This is a genomic window from Gammaproteobacteria bacterium (assembly GCA_028817255.1).
GTDB lineage: Bacteria > Pseudomonadota > Gammaproteobacteria > Porifericomitales > Porifericomitaceae > Porifericomes > Porifericomes azotivorans.
In genome coordinates, this window is the sequence record JAPPQA010000015.1 from 1 (window position 1) to 18,380 (window position 18,380).

Consider the following 18,380-nt stretch of genomic DNA (forward strand, 5'->3'; position numbering starts at 1 on the left):
GTGCGCGTTCCGCGCTGTATTTGCGCGGGATTCCGGCTTTCGCCGGAATGACAGAAAAAAGCGGGAATGGCGGAGGGGGCGCAGGAATGACGAGGAGAAGATGCGTATTGGGATACGTTTTAATCAGAGTATCTTAAAGATTACAGATATATATGAGACAGTTATAAATCAGGGGCGCACACGCTGAGGCAGCTGCGGATCCGCTCCTGGGCCGCGGCGGGATATAATGCAGGCAAGGCCCCGGTTCTTGGGGCCGGTCCCGGATTTTGCAGAGGCAGAGCGGATGCAGGCGCGTCTTGGCGGCAAATCGGCGGTGGTTACAGGAGCCAGTAGCGGGATCGGGCGCGCCATTGCCCGGGCCTTCGCGCGGGAAGGGGCGCGGGTGACGGTGCATTACTGTAGCCGTGGCGATGCGGCGGAAGAATTGGCGGCGGCTATTCGGGAGGATGGCGGCGAGGCGCAGGTCCTGAGGGGAGACTTGAGCGAACCGGGCGCTGGGGAGGAGTTGGTGGCGCGCGCCTGGGAGCGGTGGGGCAGGGTGGATATCTGGGTGAACAATGCCGGGGCGGACATCTTGACCGGCGCGGGTGCGGCGGCCACGCCGGGGGAGAAGTTGCACCGGTTGCTGGAGGTGGACTTATTGGGCACGGTCCGCTGTTGCTGGCTGGTGGCGCCGCGGATGCGGGAGGCTGGCGGCGGAGCAATCCTGAATATGTCCTGGGATATGGCGGCGCAGGATCTGGCGGGGCCCGTTCCGGAGATCTTTGCTGCCGTCAAGGGTGGGATTGCCTCATTCGGGCGTTGTCTGGCGCGTTCTTATGCGCCCGAGGTGCGGGTGAACGACTTGGCCCCCGGTTGGATTGAGACCGCCTTCGCCCGCGAGGGGCTGAGCAGAGAACGTTATCGGCGGGTGGCGAAGGGGATTCCCTTGCAGCGTATGGGCACTCCGGAGGAGGTGGCGGCGGCGGCCCTGTATCTCGCCTCGGACGAGGCGGCCTATGTCACGGGGCAAAGTCTGCGCGTCAACGGCGGCGCTTTTTGAAGGTTCGGCGCGTAGATCAGTTTTTGGGAGGCTCTTTGGGCGGGTCCAGGGCGGTCTCCATGGTGGTCTCGTCGGACAGGTCCAGATCCAGCCCGGCCTCTTCGCCCGGGCGCTCGGTAGGATCCTCGAGGGCGGGAGGCTCCTCGGAGGCTTTGGGGGATGCCGTCTCAGGCGCTTCCGTGGCGTCCGTAGCTTCCGTGGTTTCCGTGGCTTCCGTGGCGGCGGGCGGAATCTCGTCGGGTACGCTCGTCCTCATGAACACAGTGGCGTTGTCCTCCAATTTTCTGGGGTCGTCGAGACTGAATTGCAAATCAATGTCGCCTATCTCCATTCGGTCCCCCGGCTGCAGTTCGGCATTGGCAACCTGGTTGCCGTTGATAAATAAGCCGTTAAGCGATCCCAGATCGGCGATCTGGAATTTGCCGGCGCCGCTGTAGGAGATTTCGACGTGGTGCCGGGAGACGGACTCTTCCTGGAGCACGAGGTCGTTGTTTTCGCCGCGCCCGATGCGGAAGGGCGTGCAGGAGATGGGGAATATTTCGTTCTCCCCGTTTTGCCGCTGCAGGTAGCCGTAGGCGGCCGATTCGGGAGCGGTTGCCGGCCGGGAGAGCAAGGCGCGCCGCAATGGGATCAGCACGGCAAGGAATAGCGCGAAGAGGGCGCCGACCCATAACAGAGGGTTGTTCCACCAAGCGGCAGCAGGAGGCGGCTCAGCGGCGGCGGGCGCGGGTGGGCGCCGTTCGAGCGGCGGCGTTTCGGGTTGTGCCGCTGGCGCCTCCGCGGTCGCTTGCGGCGGCGGCGGTGGCGGCCGCGGCAGCCGCAGGGAGAAAGAGAAGGCGTCCGTTTGGCTGGGCGTGGCCAGGAGCAGGCGCAGCTCGGCCTTCTCGGGACCAGGGGTCTCCGCTTCCTGTCGCAGATCCAGTTGCAGGAGGCCGCCGCGATCCAATGGGGCGAAGGGGGCGTCCATGATTTCTTGCGGCAGCCGGTACCCGGCGTCGGACTCGGCGAAGTAACCGCCCGTTTCCTTGGCCAGCCGGCGCAAGGTCTGTAACCCTACGGACTGAGCCACCGACCGCGGATAGCCCAGGCCGATGATGGTCACTCGCGCGTCGCGCGCCGTCTGCACGGTGTCTTCCAGCGAATAGGCCGTATCTTCGGCAAGGCCGTCGGAGAAGACGAACAGGGCGCGGCGATTCGCCGGTTGCACGGCCAGCAATTCAATGCCCTGGATTACGCTGCGGTATAACTCGGTGACGCGCCCGCCGGCTCGCAGATTCCGGGCCGCCTCGCGGATTTCCGCTGCCGGGGTGCCCGGTGGCGCCAGGACCTGTATGCCCTTGTCGAAGTTTGCCAATCCGATGCGGTGGTGAGGAGCGGCGCGGGCCAAAAAGGCTTCCACTTGTTCCACGTTGCGCCGCACCACGTCCTGGCGGCGCGGATCGCTGCTGTCCACCAGCAGCAGGATGACCGTGAGGGCCTCCTCGCCGGGGTAGTCCTGCCGTTGCGGCGTGGCCAACGGGCGGCCTTCTATCTCCGCCGAGATCTCGACCGCGTCGGTGGGGCGCAAAGGGCGATAGTCGCAGGAGAAGCGTAATTCCCGCTGCTCGCAGCGCAGGTCCCAGCGTGGGTGTAGTCGCAAGGCGTCTTCCGCCGCGCCCGCGGCGGCGGGCAGGGCCAGCAGGAAGGAGAGTGCCTGCGGCAACAGTGCGGTTCCGCTTCTGCCTGTTGGGTTCATTTTACCTCCGGGAATAACGGGTCGGGCAGGTCGTAGAATTCGATCGCGGCACTCACGCGGCCCGCCCGGGACGGGTCTTCGACCTTGCCTACCGGGTTTTCCCCCTCGGGGTCGCGGAATTCGCCGATCTGAGGCATGCCTCGGTGCAGCTTCTGGGTGGCGGTGACTACCCGTTCGTGCAGCAACTGGGTGTAGGGCAGGGAGTAGGCGCGGGGGGGGAGCGCAGTTGCCGTTTCCAGCGCCGGGGTGAGCCACAGATAGACTCTGCCCTCGCTTTGCAGGCGTTTATCCGGCTGTTCGATATGCGCGGCGACGAGATGGAAATGCCTGGGCGGTTCCTCCTGGATTGGCCAGCCCAGCATGGGTGGGATCGCCAAGTAGGCCACCAGGTAGAACAGGGTGGTCAGGACAATGGCGCCGGCCTTGACCAGCCAGTGCCAGCGGGAGCGCAGGTTCAGGCTCAGCAGCAAGACTGCAAGCAGCACATAGGCGGCATTCAGGCCGATGATTCCCAGGGTCGCTCCGTGCATGGTTCGCTACTGTACCGTGACCAGTTTCTTGGGCAGGGAATTGATGCCGCCCACATCGCCGTCGACGCCGATGCGGAACCGCAGGGCGGTTTTTTCGTCTCCCTGCTCGGCCATGACGATAGTGCCGTAATAGAGCACCTCCAGCGCCGGGTTGACCTTGACCAGCCGCATGTTTGCCGGCACCGGTTCGCCGGTCTCGGATGCGTAGTAGTGCAGGTTGACGACGTATTCCCCTTGCACGACTCCGCGGATTGTGACGATCTCCTGGTTCAGGGGGTTGACGATCTCCTCGCCCTGAATGGTGAGGGTGTCGTTGACAATGCCGCGGTCGTCGCGGTCCAGGTGCATTAGTCCCGCCTCCGTGTTGCGGAACCAGACCAGCCGGCCCTCGGGGTCTTCCACCCAGATGTCTATATCGTCCGGGTTGTGGTCCGGCCAGCGGACGCTGAGAATATATTCGGCCTTCGGATCTATGAGACCGGTTTTGTGCTCCGGGTTCATGAACATGATCGCTGCCAGGAACAGGAAGGTGAAGCCGAGCAGCGCGTTGAACAGCAGATCGGTAAAGGGATCGGTGCGGTTCCAGCCCCAGGTGTACATGGCATCACCGGTTCAGCGCCGGGAGAATATGCACCTCGGCGAGGCGGCGATTGCCGGCGGCGAGGCGGTCGGCGTTGTGGTCCAGTATGTAGTACTGCACTGCCAGGATCATGCTGCCCGTCAGGCCGGCCAGCGTGGTGTACAGCGCCGTTGCCATGCCTGCGCTCATGTCGCGCAGGATGCGTTGCATGGCCTTGATGTCGAACTCTTGGATATTGCCTACCGAGCCCAGCATCAGGATAAATCCGATTACGGTGCCCAGCAGCCCGAGTTTGACGATCAGGTCGGCGACGAACCAGCCCGGTTGGCTGCCCTTGCGGATCTCCTCGCCCAGGCTTTCTAGAAAGCGGGTAGCGGACGGCTCCGGTTTGCCGGGTTCGGCACCGTGCAGCAATTCCTGAAAGTAGGAGGTGGCCGGGCAGGGGGGAGGTTCGCGCCCGCCGACGAGCAAGTGCCCATGCTTTACCTCGACCTTGGCATCCCCGGCAAAGGCGGCAAAGCTGCGGCGGGTACGGTCGGTGAGCAGGGACAGCCGGATGGCGTGGCCGGCGGCATGCGCCGTGGCGCACAGGAACAAGGCGCTGATAACCCAGGAGATGCGGCTGCGGTCGTCGCTGTAGAGCACGAACAGGAGTCTCTCGTGCCAGGCGACGAACAGCGGCATCAGCAATGCGCCGATGGCGATCGCCCATTCCAACAGGGGACGGAACTGGGCCGTGTCCGCGTCCCCTCCGATGCCGGGAGACGGGGAAGGCCGTGTCCGCGCCTCATTCGTGCGCATGGCGCCCACTCTCCCGTATTGGGTTTTTGTTGGCGAAGGATTTGCGGCGGGTAAGTTCCGCGACCGTTCGAGGACGCGGCGTTCCCCGCAACGGCAGCTCTCCCGGAGGGGATTCCGAGGGCTGGAACCAATTGAGTGCGGCTGTTATGAACATCTCGGTTCGATTCGCCCGGTCTTGTGGCGCCGGTCGGCGGCATAATCGGCGCCATAATGGGTAGTCGGGGCCGTTACCGGCGGTTTAGCGGGCGATTATACGCTATAACGGAGGCGGGTATAGCGAGGATGCTGCCCGCGCGCTTCCCTGTGGCAGGCGATTGTGTAAAGATCCGCCCTCCTTTCATTGTGGCTGGGAGTGGGAGCAGCGATGCGCGAGTAGCAGGGAGAACGAGATCATGGTTATAGGCAATTGGCTGTATGTGCGGGCGCAAGGGGCAATTTTAGCGGTTGTCGCCGCCGGGCTTTGGCTCGCGGGTGTCGGCCTCGCTTCAGGGGAGGGCGTGCCGGGACAAGAAGCGGCGGCGGCGGAAGGGCGCATATACCAGCGCCAATTCACTGCCCCCGAGTTGGCGCCGATTTACGAGGCGGTGCATATTGGGCTGGAAAATTCGCGCTTTTTTGTGATCCAGGAACTGGATATCGGTAAGAACCTGGCGCGTAACGCAGCGCGCTGGGGGGAGGATTACAACCGCAACCGTTTCGAGCAGGTGCGCGGCATGGTGATTTGCAATCCCTGGTACGCCAACCAACTTTTGAACCGGGACCCGCGTCTCATGGTGCTGTGCCCGATCACGCTGACCTTTCTGTACCGGAAAGAGGTGGGCATCGTCTTGTACGAGCGCCTGCGGCCGGCGGGGGTCGGCAGCCCTGCCGAAGAGCTCCTGCGGGAGATGGACGAGACCGTGATTGTTGCCGTCGAGAAGGCTACTCCTGGAGGAGAATCGCTGTACGGGCCGCGCCCGGGAGACTTTCCCGGCGGCACTTCCGGGGAACCCCCTTAGCCTGCGTCTTCTTTCAGCCGACGGGCAATCTCCTGGTAATCCGGTTTGCCGCTGCCTAAAAGGGGCAGCTGTTCTACAGATACGATGCGGGCGGGCAGGAAGAGGTTGCCGTAACCGTCTTTCCTTGCCTGGCGGTGTAGCGCGGCGCGTTCGGCATGGGGTTGCTCCGTCGCCAGCAGGATACGTTCTCCCCGCCTCTGGTCCGCCAGCAGGATGGCGGCATGACGCGCCTGTGGCCAGCAGCGCGCGGCCAGCGCTTCGACGCTGTCCAGCGACACCATCTCGCCGCCAATTTTAGCGAAGCGGCGGATGCGCCCATGGATCCAGAGGAAGCCTTCCTCGTCTATTCTGGCAATGTCGCCGGTGTCGTACCAGCCGGCCTCGCCTTCGGCCGCGGGTGGCGCCGCCTCGCCGCTTTCAGGCAGCAGGTATCCGGACATTACGTTGGGGCCGCGCAACAGCAGCCGGCCGCTGTCGGCAAAGCCGGTCACGGGCGACAGCCGATGCTCCAGGCCCGGGAGTAGGCGCCCGACGCTGCCGGGACGCTCGGCTAGAGGGGTGTTGACAGCAGCTACCGGGCTGGTTTCGGTGGTGCCGTAGCCCTGTAGGATGCGGATACCGAAGCGGTCCAACCACTGTTGTCGGGTCTCGTCACGCAGCCTTTCGGCCCCGGCAAGCACGTAGCGCAAGGTATGCAGGTCGTAGGGGTGCGCGTAGCGGGCGTAGTTGTGCAGGAAGGTGTCGGTGCCGAGCAGGATGGTGGCTTGGCGGTCGTAGATCAATTGGGGGATCCGGCGGTATTGCAGAGGCGAGGGATACAAAAATACTCGCATGCCTGTCAGCAGCGGCAACAGCAGGCCGGGGCCCAGGCCGAAGGAGTGAAAGCACGGCAGACAGTTAAACAGCAGGTCTTGGCGCCGGAAGTCGAATAGGTTGGCGCATTGCAAACAGTTGGCGAGGATGTTGGCGTGGGAGAGGAGTACTGCCTTGGGGGTGCCCTCGGAACCCGAGGTGAAGAGGATGGCTGCCGTCGCGTCGGGATTGGCGGCGCGGCACAGGTTGCGGTAATGGCGCGAAAAATAGAAGCTGCGTCCCAGCCCGAGCAGGCGGTCGGCGAGGCTGATATGCAGTTCCTCCAAGTAGATCTTGCGTGCGGGCAGCGACTCGGCCAATCCTTCCAGCCCCGCCAGCGCGAGAAAGCGGCGGGAGGTGACGATGGTGCGAATGCCGGCGGTTTCGCAAGCCAGGCGGCAGCTGTGTTTGCCGGTACTGTAGTTCAGCATGGCAGGGACCCGGCCCAGGGTCTGCAGAGCCACTAGCAGCGGTGGCAGGATCCGATGATTCGCCAGCATGATGCCGACCCGCTCGCCCAGTCCCGGTTGGCGCCGTAACGCCCGGGCGAGCGCCAGGGAGGCTATGAATAGTCTCCGGTAACTGCTGTTGCCGCTTTCGTCTTCGCATACGGTGCGGCTCATGCCGTAGCGGCGGGCAGCCTCGAACAGGACCAGAGGCAGGGTGCGGCGGTAGTCCGCGCCCAGCAGCTGCGTCTCGCGCAGGCATCGCTCCAGCCAGAGCAAGGTTGCTTGCCGTCGCTCACGGCCGCGCAGCGTGGGTGCGGATTCTGTACGGTGCGCCGGCAATAGCGTCAACCGGGCGCCGCGGCGTCTGCCGCAAAGTACGGCAAGAGGAGAATTCGGCAGGTTGTCGATCGCCGCCGCCAGCACGTTTGTTTCGCAGCGCTCGGCGAGCAGGGCCGCGCTTTCCTGTAGCCGCATCAGGGTGCCAGTGGCAGTGGGGCGCCCTTCGGGAAAGATCGCTGCCCGCCGCCCCTGCGACAGGCCGCGGGCCAGGGGGCGCAGGGAGCGGCTATCGTACAGGTCGGTGCCATGGCATTCGACGAAGGGGCGCAATAGCCAGGCGATGCAGCGGTTGCCGGGGGCGGGCGCGAAGGATTCGATCCCAGGAATAAAGGCATACAGCAGTAGGGCGTCCAGGGAGGAGACGTGGTTGGCGACCACGAGCGGGTACGAGCCGGGCCCGGCCTGTTGCAGGTGCTCCAGGCCATGCACTTGAACCCGGAACAGGGTCCGGAATAGGGTTCGCAGCAGGAATCTAAAAACGTGGGACAGGGTGGGGTGGGGGTGGGGGGTGCGGATCACGTGCCTCCAGTCGTTTTTCCGGGGCGCACGATGATCTTTTGGCCAGGCTGCAGGTGCCGTCGCGACAGGGAATTCCAGGCGCGCAATTTTCGCACGCTGGTATTGAATTGTCGGGCGATGCGCCACAGCGAGTCTCCCTTGCGGACCAGGTAGCGGACTACGGGCGGGTTGTCGGCGCCCTTGGCGCGGGTGGAACTCTCGGGCGGAGACAAGCGTAGTTGTTGCCCCGGCTGCAGGGGCCGCCCCGTATTGAGACCGTTCCATTGCACGAGGTGCTGCATCTTGAGGTTGTGGTTTCTGGCGATATTCCACAGGGAATCGTTTTTGCGCACGACATAGTGCCGCGCGCCGGGGGCTTCAGGCGCCGCTGCCGGTAACGGCTGCCACAGGGTGAGTTTCCGCCCCGGATGCAGGTATTTGCCGCGCAGCATCGGGTTCCACCGCCGCAGTTGGCTTATGCTGACTCCATGCCGCCGGCCGATGCTCCACAGGGAATCGCCCTTGCGCACGGTGTAGCGCAGGTGCTTGCCGCGTCCTGTCGGCGGTTCTGGGGAAGCGAAGGCATGTCGGTACAGTGAACTATGGTAGTTTTTTGAGGGATATAACGGGACCGGAATGCGCAGGTTCTCGCCGATGGCAAGCGGCCGGTCATATTGCAAGTCGTTCAGGTTGGCGAGCACGGCGGCGTCCAGGCGGTAGCGGGCAGCGAGCGCGACCAGGGTGTCGCCGCTTTGTACCCGGTGGCGCTGCCAGCGCAGGCGCTCTTGGGGGGGTAAGGCGGCCAGCGCTTGTTTGCCGATACTTGCCCGGTCGCTGGGGAGCAGGATCCGGTGCGGGCCGTCCGGGGGGCTGAGCCAGCGCCGGAAACCGGCGTTCAGGCGGTGAATTTCCTCCATTTTCAGATCGGTCTTTTGTGCTACCACCCCCAGATCTACGGGGCCTTCCAAGGGCAGGACGGTGAAATGCGGGCGATCCGGGATCTTGGGCAGTTCCAGATCGTAGTGGTCCGGGCGACGTATCAGTTCCGCTATGGCAAGCCAGGTGGGTACGTATGCCCGGGTTTCTCTGGGCACCCGCAACGACCAGAAATCGGTGGGTCGGCCCTGACGCCGGTTCTTGCGGATCGCCCGACGCACGTTCCGTTCTCCCCAGTTATAGCCGGCGAGAGCCAGCAGCCAGTCGCCTTCGAATTCCCGCTCCAGGTTCTGCAAATAATCCAGCGCGGCCCGCGTCGCCTCAATAGGGTCCCTGCGCCCGTCGTACCACCAGTCCTGGCGCAGGTTGTAAGCCTTTCCGGTTTGCGGGATGAATTGCCACAGGCCCATCGCCTTTTTCGATGATTGGGCATATGGCTGAAAGGCGCTTTCGACAACGGGCAGCAGGGCGAGTTCCATGGGGAGGCCGCGGCTCTCGATTTCGGTCAGGATGTGATATAGGTACGGTTGCGACCGTTTCATCGTCCGGTGAAGATAATCCCCCTTGCGGCGGTATTGGGCGACCTTCTTTTTTACGGCGTCTTGTTGGAGGTGAGGGGACAGTTTCATTTTACCGCGGAGCCGGTCCAGCAGGTCCCCGGTCGCCCTGGCAGTGGAGGCTGCCGGCCCGATGGGGGTCGTCTGCTCCGGTGCCAAGGCGCTGGGGGCATCGTGGGGCTTTGGCGTAGAGAGGGAGGGTGGCCCCTTCTGGGCGCAACCTGCCAGCAACGGCAGGGCAAGGATCAGTGCCGGCGCGTATCGGTAAAGCATGAGAGACTATTATTACGATCCAAAGTTAATTGTCAAGAATCTTTTTTAATATATTATTTGGAAGGTAATTTTGATAGATAGGCATACTCTGGAACCGAGGGGGGCATCGTTCCCGGAGCGGCAAGGAGAGTTGCAACGCTGGTTCCGCACCGGGCCTGGGAATGCGTTGTTGACGGCGGAGCGACGGTTTTTGGCGCAAGAACTGTCGCATTGGTCGGGGCGCCATATCTTGCAGTGGGGGCTGCCGCGCATCGATCTGCTGGCGCACGGCCCGGCTCCCTGCCAGCGGGTACTGGCTTCAGGCACTCGCCCCCACCGGAGAGACAGCGTGGATGTAGTGGTAATGCCCCATGTCCTGGAGTTTGTGCCGGAACCGTGCCGGGCGTTGCGCGAAGCGGCGCAGTTCCTCGCCGCGAAAGGCATTCTGGTGATCCTGGGTTTTCAGCCCTGGAGCCTTTGGGGGCTGTGGCGCCTGGCCGTCGCCCGGCGGCAGCTGGGGCAGGCGCCTTGGTGCGGACGCTTCCTGTCGCCGGGGCGGCTGCGTCGCTGGCTGCTGCCGCTTGGCATGGCGCCGTTGCGGGTGCGGGGGCTGCGTGCCTGGACACCGCCAGGCGACGGCACTTCCCTGTCCGACCGGCTTCAGGCGCAATGGGTTTGCGGCGGCGCTTACGGCTTGGTAGCCGGGAAGCGGTTGATCCCGGTCGCATCCTCGCCCAGATGCTGGTCGCGGCCTGCGCTGGGCAAAGCCCTTTTGCTGCGGCGCAATCTGCACCGGGTGCGGACTTCGTGAGCGACCCGGTCCGCATCTTTACCGATGGCTCCTGTCTGGGGAATCCGGGGGTGGGGGGGTGGAGCGCCTTGCTGCTTTGGGGCGAGAGACGTAAAGAACTTAGCGGCGCGGAGGCGCACACGACCAACAACCGCATGGAATTGACCGCTGCGATCAGCGCGTTGTCTTACCTTAGGCGGCCTTGCCAGGTACAGTTGGCGACCGATTCGCAGTACCTTAAGCTGGGGATCTGCGAGTGGCTGCCGCGCTGGCGGCGCCGCGGCTGGCGAGGAAGCGCCGGGCAAAGGGTCAAGAACCGCGATCTATGGCAGAGCTTGGAGGCGGCAGTCGAGCGGCATGAGGTCGAATGGTTGTGGGTGCCGGCGCACAGCGGCCATCCGGAAAACGAGCGAGCCGATGCGTTGGCAAAAGAGGCGGCCCGCGACCTTCTGGAACGGGGCGCTACCGGAGACGGGATATTATGAGACAGATATCGCTGGATACCGAGACCACCGGTCTGGACCCGCGCGAAGGGCACCGCATGATCGAGCTGGCCTGTGTCGAGATCGTCGAGAGGCGGTTGACCGGAGTCGTTCGCCGCTGGTTATTGAACCCGGAGCGAGAGATCTCCGCGGAGGCTATGCAGGTGCATGGCCTTTCCCTGGACAAACTGCGAGACCAGCCGCGTTTCCGGGATATCGCAGCGGAGTTTATCGAGTTTGTACGCGACAGCGAGCTGGTAATCCACAATGCCGCCTTCGACGTAGCTTTTTTGGATGCTGAGTTGGAGCGCGCCGGCGGCTGGGGGCGTTTAGCGGATTACTGTCGGGTCCTCGATACCCTTGCCCTGGCCCGGGAACTGCACCCGGGGCAGCGCAATAACCTGGACGCTCTGTGCAAGCGCTATACGGTGGTTGCCGGCGAGCAGCGGGGATTACACAACGCCTTGCAGGACGCGCAATTGCTGGCGCACGTTTATCTGGCGATGACCAGTGGCCAGACGGCGCTACATTTGCATGACGAGGCCGGGGAGTACCGGGAACAAGGTGCGCTGCAGAACCGCCGGCTGCAGCGGGACGATTCGCCGCGGCTTCCGGTCCTGATGCCTGACCGGGAGGAGCTTGAGGCACATCGGGCGCGGCTGGCATGCATTCAGGAGCTCAGCGGCGGCCGTTGCCTCTGGGTGGACGAGGAGGAGAAAGGGCGGGGCAGCGAAGGCTAGGAGGGTTGGCTCCAGCGGCCCTCCAGTCGAATTGGCCGCTGCAATGCGGGGACAGCGCCCCTTGGATATTCCAGGGGCTTGGGCATCGGCACACGGGCGCGGCCGCGGCGAGCCGCCCATTCCGTAGTCTAAGGCTTGGCCTTGTTCAGTTGGTCGCTTCCGTCGCCGGGTGTGTGGCGGCCCGTACTATTTCCTGCAACTGTCCTTGCTGGAACAGGTCCACGACGATGTCGCAACCGCCGATCAATTCCCCGTTGACAAACAATTGCGGGAAAGTCGGCCAGTTGGAATAGGATGGCAGGTGGCGTCGCATCTCCGGTTCCGAGAGGACATCCACGTAGGCAAACTTGGCCTGGCACGCCTGTAGCGCCCGCGCTACCTGCATAGAGAACCCGCATTGCGGGGCATCCGGACTTCCTTTCATGAACAGGAGGATCGGATTTTCCGAGATGCGCTTTTTGATATCTGCTGCTATTTCCACGATGCTTTCCTCACTTTGCGACCTGTGTCACGGTGCCCGCGGGCGAACCGCATACTCGCACTATAGAACACACTGCATCCGCGGGCAACCTTGTTGCGGTGCCGCATCGGTCGCCCGGTTTCTTCGCCCTGAACCTCCAGTAAGGGGGCATTGCAATCTTGGGCAAAAGGGACAAAAAAGCTTGACATTTCCATTTTTGGTTTGACCCGGGGGGGGTTGCACTATAGATTAGCAATCGGGGCCATGCGACTTCCGACGCCGCTCTTGTATGTAACTGCGTACTGGCGGGACGCCAGTACAGCTAAAAAAGGCGTTGCCCATAGCGCCGGGAGGTAGTCATGGCGAAAACCGTATTTCGCGCCGAAATGGGTACGTGGCCTGAAGATCAAGCCACCAAAACTCACAACCGCTGGCATCCGGATATTCCCATTGTCGAATCGTTCAAACCGGGAGACGAGTTCCGGGTTGAGTGCTACGACTGGACCGGCGGGCAGATCTCCAACGACAACAGCGCTAACGACATCCGGGACGTGGATCTCTCGAAGGTGCATTACCTGAGCGGCCCCTTCGGGGTCGAGGGCGCGGAGCCCGGCGACCTGATGGTAGTGGATATTAACGATATCGGTGCGTTGGAGGATTCCCAGTGGGGTTTCACCGGCATCTTCGCCCTGGAAAACGGCGGGGGGTTTCTGGACCGGCATTACCCCAGGGCCCGGAAGGCCTGCTGGGATTTCCACGGTATCTACACCTCTTCGCGGCACATCCCCGGCGTCCGCTGGGCCGGCATGATCCATCCCGGCCTGATCGGTTGCCTGCCTTCGGCCGAACTGCTGGCTACCTGGAACAAGCGGGAGTCCGCCCTGTTCAACACCGATAAGGACCGCGTACCCCCATTGTGCACTTTGCCGGACGGCATGGCGGGAACGACCACGGCGTTGCTGGGGCAGATGCAGGGAGGCGCTGCGCAGGAGGCCGCGAAGGTGGCCGCGCGCACGGTCCCGGGACGGGAGCATGGCGGCAACTGCGACATCAAGAACCTGTCCCGCGGCTCGCGGGTCTATTTCCCCGTGTACGTCAAGGGCGGCGGGCTGTCCATGGGCGACATCCACTGGTCCCAGGGGGATGGCGAGATCACCTTCTGCGGCGCCATTGAGATGGCCGGCTGGATCGATATCGGCGTCGATCTCATCAAGGGAGGCATGGAGAAGTACGGGATCATCAATCCTATCTTCCGGCCAAGCCCGATCGAGCCGCGCTTCTCCGAGTACTTGGTGTTCGAGGGAATCTCGGTGGACGAGCATACCGGCGACCAGCACTACCTCGATGCGACCATTGCTTACCGCAGGGCTTGCCTGAACGCGGTCGAGTACATGAAGAAGTTCGGCTACACCGGCGAACAGGCCTACATGATCCTGGGCACGGCGCCGTGCGAGGGACGGATCAGCGGGATCGTGGATATCCCGAATGCCTGTTGCACGCTGGCTTTGCCGACGGAGATATTCGACTTTGACATCCGGCCGTCCGCCGAGGGCCCTAGCCGCAAGGTGCCCCAAAGCGACGTTGCCGACTCCGATTAGGCCCCGGCCATGTTGCTTGGACTAGCGCTTCTGTATGTGGGCGCCGTGCTGTTCTTGAACGGCATCTGGGTCATGGGTCATATTGAGGACCGCGAGATTGCGGTAATCAATATCTTCGTCGGGACGCTGACCTTGCTGATCGCCCTCTACCTCGCATTCGGGCCGGAGGCGGACGCGGTCACTATCAAGGCGGCGGCCTTCACCCTGCTGTTCACCTTCACCTATTACTGGGTGGCGTGGAATCGCTGGAACGGGGCCGATGGTCGGGGTCTGGGCTGGTTCTGCTTCTTTGTAGGCGCAACGGTGATCCCGATTACCATACAGCATTTTGCCGACACGGAGATGACCATATGGGGGTTCTGGTTTGGCATTTGCTGGGCCTCGTGGGCGGTGCTGTGGTTCCTGTTCTGGGCCTTGCTGGCCTTGAAGAAGCCGATCGCCAAGGCCACGGGAGCGATCTGCGCGGCGCAGGGCGTCTATACCGGCTGGATACCGGGATATATGCTCCTGACCGGGCTGATCGCCTAGTCGAAGTCGTATTTTAGTCAAGTCCCGCCTGTCGGCGCCTCTTTCCGGGGCGACCGGCAGGCGGGTGCGATGCGCGAGGAGGGCCGGGACCGGGATGCCTTTGTACCACTATCTTTGCGAGGGCTGCGGCGAGTTTGCGGAGCGGCGCCGGATGGCCGAGTACGATATCTCCGTAGAGTGCCCCCGCTGCCGCCGACTGGCGCCGCGCGCGCTCAAGGCGCCCTTTCTCAACACGATGAACAAGAACCGGCGCATCGCCCACCAGAGGAACGAGCGCAGCGCCGACGAACCGAGGGTAGAGCGCAGGAGGGCGCCCGCGGGCGCCGGAACACGCGCACACCATCATCGCGCGCATGGCACTCGTCCCTGGATGATCGGGCATTAACGGTGCTCCATTCCTTGTTGGCCGTTGCCGGCGGGGGCGCGGTGGGCGCCGTGGCGCGCTACCTGGTTTACGTGGCGACGACGAGCGTCCTGGGATTGGAGGCGCCGTTCGCTACGCTTGCCGTCAACGTGATCGGCTCGTTGTTCATGGGATTTTGGGTGGAAGCCATGGCGCTTGCCTGGACCGTGTCGAAGGAAGCGCGTCTGTTCTTTCTGGTCGGCATTCTCGGCAGCTTTACCACTTTCTCCGCGTTTTCGCTGGATTTTGCGACGCTCTACGAGCGGGGCCGCTTTGTCCTGTGCGTCCTGTACGCGACCGCTTCGGTGGCCGTTTCCATTGGCGCCTTGTTCGCCGGACTGCTGCTGGCCAGGAAGATTTTCTGATGCCGCATGTGCTGGACAGCGACGCTTGTATGAATTTGATCCTTATGCGTATATAATAGCAGCCACAACGACAGTTCGTTGTGGTACGTCAAAAGTGTGGAGGGGGAGCCATGGTAAAGAAGAAGTCTGGAAGCAAGAAGTCCTCTAGGAAAACTGTGAGCAAGAAGCGGAAGGCGAAGACGGTTGCCAAGAAGAAAGCTGTCAGAAAGGTAGCTGCCAAGAAGAAGGTTGCCAAGAGGACAGCCGTCAGGAAGAAGGCTGCCAAAAAGAAAACTGTCAGGAAAAAGACCGTCAAGAAGAAAGTCGCCAAGAGGAAGGGCGCCAAAAAGAAAGTCGCGAGGAAAAAGACCGCCAAAAAGAAAGTCGCCAAGAAGGCGGGCGCCAAAAGGGCGGTGAAGAAAAAAAAGGCCGCAAAGAAGAAGAGAAGCGCGAGGCCGAAAAAAAAAATCTTCTTCTGAGACCTTAAAGTTACCGGGTCTGCCCGGTGGCGACCGGCGTCGCGCTGAAGCCCGTAAAAAGATACAGGAACGGCGGCAGCAACGGCGGAAAGTAGCAGAGAGGAGGTTTGGCCGCTAAGCGAAGCGGTTGGTAAGTCCGGCTGGCCGGCTCTCCGCTCCGAAATCCTCCGGAGCGGAGAGCCGGGGGCGTAGGAGAGGGCGCATATTCTACGGTGTGCGCGGGGGCTTTACCCGTATTTTATGGCGTTTTGAGGCTGAATAATTCGTTTCTGCCCGGACTACTTGACAAGGGTGGCGCAATAGAGGCAATCTTGCGATATAGACTTTGTCTAAACTGGATATTTCCACGAAAGATTCAGGAGGCAGCAAGCAGATGCCGGCACTAGCGCGATTTATTGACCGAACCGGCCAGAACCGGCCAGAATGGTTTATAGATTAGCGCTATCCGCTATCGCATCGGAGGAAATAACGCAATGGATAACACCGCTAAATCAAACGAATCGCTCTGCCCGTTTGCGACCAGCCCCGGGTCGCGCACCAGGGTCAACGTCCAGTCGAACCGCGACTGGTGGCCAAACCGGCTGAACACCAATATTCTGCATCTTCATTCTGGAAATCCCAACCCGCTGGGCGCGCGGTTTAACTACGCCGAGGCATTCAAAAAGCTCGACCTTGCAGCCGTCAAGAACGACCTGTATGCGCTGATGACCGACTCGCAGGATTGGTGGCCGGCGGACTGGGGACATTATGGCGGGTTGTTCATCCGCATGGCCTGGCACGCCGCGGGCACTTACCGGATATCGGACGGGCGCGGCGGTGCGGGCACCGGCGGGCAGCGTTTCGCCCCGGTCAGCAGCTGGCCCGACAACGGCAATCTGGACAAGGCGCGCCGGCTGTTGTGGCCCATCAAGCGCAAGTACGGCAACAAAATTTCGTGGGGCGATTTGATGGTTCTGGCCGGCAACTGCGCGCTGGAATCCATGGGCTTTAAAACCTTCGGTTTTGCCGGCGGGCGCGAAGATGTCTGGGAAGCCGAAAGTGAAATCTACTGGGGCTCGGAGAACGAATGGCTCGGCGACAACCGCTACAGCGGTGAGCGCGACCTCGAAAACCCGCTGGGCGCGGTGCAGATGGGGTTGATTTATGTGAACCCCGAAGGGCCAAACGGCGAGCCCGACCCGGTGGCTTCGGGGCGCGATGTACGCGAGACCTTTGCGCGCATGGCCATGAACGACGAGGAAACCGTGGCGCTGGTGGCCGGCGGCCACACCTTCGGCAAGGCGCACGGCGCGGGTGACCCGGACATGGTCGGGCCGGACCCGGAAGGCGCGCCGCTGGAGCAGATGGGGCTGGGCTGGGTGAACGGCTTCGGTTCCGGCAAGGGCGCCAGCACCACCACCAGCGGCATTGAAGGCGCGTGGAAGCCGAACCCGACCAAGTGGGACAACGGCTATTTCAATATGCTGTTTGGCTACGAATGGGAACTGGTGAAAAGCCCCGCCGACGCGTGGCAATGGATAGCCAAGGATGTGCGTGAGGAACACATGATTCCAGACGCGCACGACCCGTCGAAAAAGCACCGCCCGATTATGACCACGGCAGACATGTCGCTGCGCTTTGACCCGATTTATGAGCCGATTTCGCGGCGCTATCATCAAAACCCGCGGGAGTTCGCCGATGCCTTCGCGCGCGCCTGGTTCAAACTGACGCACCGCGATATGGGCCCGCTGTCGCGTTATCTCGGCCCGGAAATCCCGCGGGAAAAGCTGATTTGGCAGGACCCGGTTCCGGCCGTTGAGCACAAGTTGGTGGGTGACGGCGAAATCGCCGCATTGAAGAAAAAGATTCTGGCGGCGGGCCTGAGCGTTTCCGAACTGGTGACCACCGCGTGGGCGGCGGCGGCGACTTTCCGCGGCTCCGACAAGCGCGGCGGCGCGAACGGCGCGCGGATTCGCCTGGCTCCGCAAAAGGATTGGGAGGTCAACCGGCCCGAGCAGCTGGGCAAGGTTTTGCGGAAACTGGAAACCATTCAGCAGGAATACAGCGGCTCGGCCAACGGCGGCGCCAAAATCTCGCTGGCGGATTTGATTGTACTTGGCGGTTGCGCCGGCGTTGAGGAAGCGGCACGGCTTGCCGGGCACAAGGTGAACGTGCCGTTTGCGCCCGGACGCACCGATGCATCGCAGGAGATGACCGATGTGGAATCGTTTGCGGTGCTGGAACCGAGAGCCGACGGTTTTCGCAACTATGTGCGCGACGGGATGGACTTCCCGGCCGAGGAAATGCTGCTCGACCGGGCGCAGCTGATGAGGCTGACAGCCGCCGAAATGACCGTCCTGGTCGGCGGCATGCGGGTGTTGGACACCAATTACGGTTCAGCGAAGCACGGGCTGTTCACCGCCAGGCCCGGAATGCTGAGCAATGACTTTTTCGTCAATCTGCTTGATATGGGTTTGGAGTGGAAGCCCGCGGCGCAGGAAGGCATTTTCGAGGGACACGACCGGGCATCGGGCCAAATGAAATGGACAGCCACAAGGGTGGACCTGGTATTTGGCTCCAATGCGGAATTGCGGGCGCTTGCCGAGCTCTACGGCAGCGACGATTCTCAAGGCAAGTTCGTCGAGGATTTTGCCGCCGCCTGGAACAAGGTGATGAACCTGGACCGGTATGACCTGCCGCAATCCATGAGAAACTGACTGTCGGAGGCTTCTCCTTGAACCAACCGCCGCACGGCGGTGGCAGCGGCAATATTTCCGCGGCTTATCGGAATTCGTCGAAGGGACAAGATTCCCACCCCGCCATTCCCGCTTTTTTCCGTCATTCCGGCGAAAGCCGGAATGACGGAAAGCAACATATAAATGACGGAAGGCAACATATAAATGGCAGGAATGGCGGGGTGGGCTTTATTCACTGGATTCCCGCCTGCGCGGGATGCGTATCGGTTGCTGACCTCCGTTTCTGCGTTTCGAAGTGAGGCAGGTCCCCGA

18 protein-coding genes are annotated in these 18,380 nt (G+C 62.7%); 11 read left to right on the forward strand and 7 right to left on the reverse strand.

The window, feature by feature from the left end; genetic code table 11:
• Window positions 1–313: 313 nt before the first annotated feature.
• The gene (locus tag OXU43_00600) at window positions 314–1,042 is read left to right on the forward strand and encodes an SDR family oxidoreductase (GenBank protein MDD9823678.1); all 729 of its coding nucleotides are present in this window, start codon (window positions 314–316) and stop codon (window positions 1,040–1,042) included.
• A 16-nt stretch (window positions 1,043–1,058) separates the two neighbouring features.
• On the opposite strand, the gene OXU43_00605 is transcribed toward OXU43_00600, so the two are convergent.
• The 4 genes from OXU43_00605 to OXU43_00620 are packed head-to-tail and all read right to left on the reverse strand — an operon-like array spanning window position 1,059 to window position 4,688.
• Window positions 1,059–2,777: an FHA domain-containing protein gene (locus OXU43_00605; protein ID MDD9823679.1), complete on the reverse strand. Its 1,719-nt coding sequence runs from the start codon at window positions 2,775–2,777 to the stop codon at window positions 1,059–1,061.
• On the reverse strand, window positions 2,774–3,307 hold the full coding sequence (locus OXU43_00610; protein ID MDD9823680.1) for a hypothetical protein: 534 nt from the start codon (window positions 3,305–3,307) through the stop codon (window positions 2,774–2,776). The genes OXU43_00605 and OXU43_00610 overlap by 4 nt, the downstream gene beginning before the upstream one ends.
• A 6-nt stretch (window positions 3,308–3,313) precedes the next feature.
• Window positions 3,314–3,907 (reverse strand): hypothetical protein, encoded by a 594-nt coding sequence (locus OXU43_00615; GenBank protein ID MDD9823681.1) that lies wholly within the window; start codon window positions 3,905–3,907, stop codon window positions 3,314–3,316.
• Between the two features lie 4 nt (window positions 3,908–3,911).
• Window positions 3,912–4,688 (reverse strand): MotA/TolQ/ExbB proton channel family protein, encoded by a 777-nt coding sequence (locus tag OXU43_00620; protein MDD9823682.1) that lies wholly within the window; start codon window positions 4,686–4,688, stop codon window positions 3,912–3,914.
• Between the two features lie 392 nt (window positions 4,689–5,080).
• Here OXU43_00620 and OXU43_00625 point away from each other — a divergent pair, with 392 nt between their 5' ends.
• Entirely contained in the window at window positions 5,081–5,686 is a 606-nt protein-coding gene (locus tag OXU43_00625; protein ID MDD9823683.1) for a DUF302 domain-containing protein, read from the forward strand.
• Here OXU43_00625 and OXU43_00630 read toward each other — a convergent pair.
• Entirely contained in the window at window positions 5,683–7,845 is a 2,163-nt protein-coding gene (locus tag OXU43_00630; GenBank protein MDD9823684.1) for an AMP-binding protein, read from the reverse strand. The genes OXU43_00625 and OXU43_00630 overlap by 4 nt on opposite strands.
• On the reverse strand, window positions 7,842–9,590 hold the full coding sequence (locus OXU43_00635; protein MDD9823685.1) for a LysM peptidoglycan-binding domain-containing protein: 1,749 nt from the start codon (window positions 9,588–9,590) through the stop codon (window positions 7,842–7,844). The genes OXU43_00630 and OXU43_00635 overlap by 4 nt, the downstream gene beginning before the upstream one ends.
• A 70-nt stretch (window positions 9,591–9,660) precedes the next feature.
• Between OXU43_00635 and OXU43_00640 the strand changes: the two genes are divergently transcribed.
• The 3 genes from OXU43_00640 to dnaQ are packed head-to-tail and all read left to right on the forward strand — an operon-like array spanning window position 9,661 to window position 11,581.
• Window positions 9,661–10,380 carry a methyltransferase domain-containing protein gene (locus OXU43_00640; protein MDD9823686.1) on the forward strand — a complete coding sequence of 240 codons (720 nt, stop codon included), beginning with the start codon at window positions 9,661–9,663 and terminating at the stop codon, window positions 10,378–10,380.
• Entirely contained in the window at window positions 10,377–10,844 is a 468-nt protein-coding gene (gene rnhA, locus OXU43_00645) for a ribonuclease HI (protein ID MDD9823687.1), read from the forward strand. The genes OXU43_00640 and rnhA overlap by 4 nt, the downstream gene beginning before the upstream one ends.
• Entirely contained in the window at window positions 10,841–11,581 is a 741-nt protein-coding gene (dnaQ, locus tag OXU43_00650; protein ID MDD9823688.1) for a DNA polymerase III subunit epsilon, read from the forward strand. Before rnhA ends, dnaQ begins: the two co-directional genes overlap by 4 nt.
• A 145-nt stretch (window positions 11,582–11,726) precedes the next feature.
• On the opposite strand, the gene grxD is transcribed toward dnaQ, so the two are convergent.
• Complete coding sequence (gene grxD / locus OXU43_00655) at window positions 11,727–12,062, reverse strand: Grx4 family monothiol glutaredoxin (protein ID MDD9823689.1); 336 nt, start codon at window positions 12,060–12,062, stop codon at window positions 11,727–11,729.
• A gap of 338 nt (window positions 12,063–12,400) precedes the next feature.
• Here grxD and OXU43_00660 point away from each other — a divergent pair, with 338 nt between their 5' ends.
• The 6 genes from OXU43_00660 (at window position 12,401) to katG (ending at window position 18,089) form a co-directional block, all read left to right on the forward strand.
• A complete protein-coding gene (locus tag OXU43_00660; GenBank protein ID MDD9823690.1) occupies window positions 12,401–13,639 on the forward strand; it encodes an acetamidase/formamidase family protein in 1,239 nt (412 codons plus the stop codon).
• Window positions 13,640–13,648: 9 nt separating this feature from the next.
• Window positions 13,649–14,167, forward strand: coding sequence for an AmiS/UreI family transporter (locus OXU43_00665; GenBank protein MDD9823691.1), 519 nt, complete (start codon window positions 13,649–13,651; stop codon window positions 14,165–14,167).
• 94 nt (window positions 14,168–14,261) lie between these two features.
• On the forward strand, window positions 14,262–14,552 hold the full coding sequence (locus tag OXU43_00670; protein ID MDD9823692.1) for a zinc ribbon domain-containing protein: 291 nt from the start codon (window positions 14,262–14,264) through the stop codon (window positions 14,550–14,552).
• 2 nt (window positions 14,553–14,554) lie between these two features.
• Window positions 14,555–14,935 carry a fluoride efflux transporter CrcB gene (crcB, locus tag OXU43_00675; protein ID MDD9823693.1) on the forward strand — a complete coding sequence of 127 codons (381 nt, stop codon included), beginning with the start codon at window positions 14,555–14,557 and terminating at the stop codon, window positions 14,933–14,935.
• 110 nt (window positions 14,936–15,045) lie between these two features.
• Window positions 15,046–15,393 carry a hypothetical protein gene (locus OXU43_00680; GenBank protein MDD9823694.1) on the forward strand — a complete coding sequence of 116 codons (348 nt, stop codon included), beginning with the start codon at window positions 15,046–15,048 and terminating at the stop codon, window positions 15,391–15,393.
• 473 nt (window positions 15,394–15,866) lie between these two features.
• A complete protein-coding gene (gene katG, locus OXU43_00685) occupies window positions 15,867–18,089 on the forward strand; it encodes a catalase/peroxidase HPI (protein ID MDD9823695.1) in 2,223 nt (740 codons plus the stop codon).
• The last annotated feature ends 291 nt before the right edge of the window (window positions 18,090–18,380 follow it).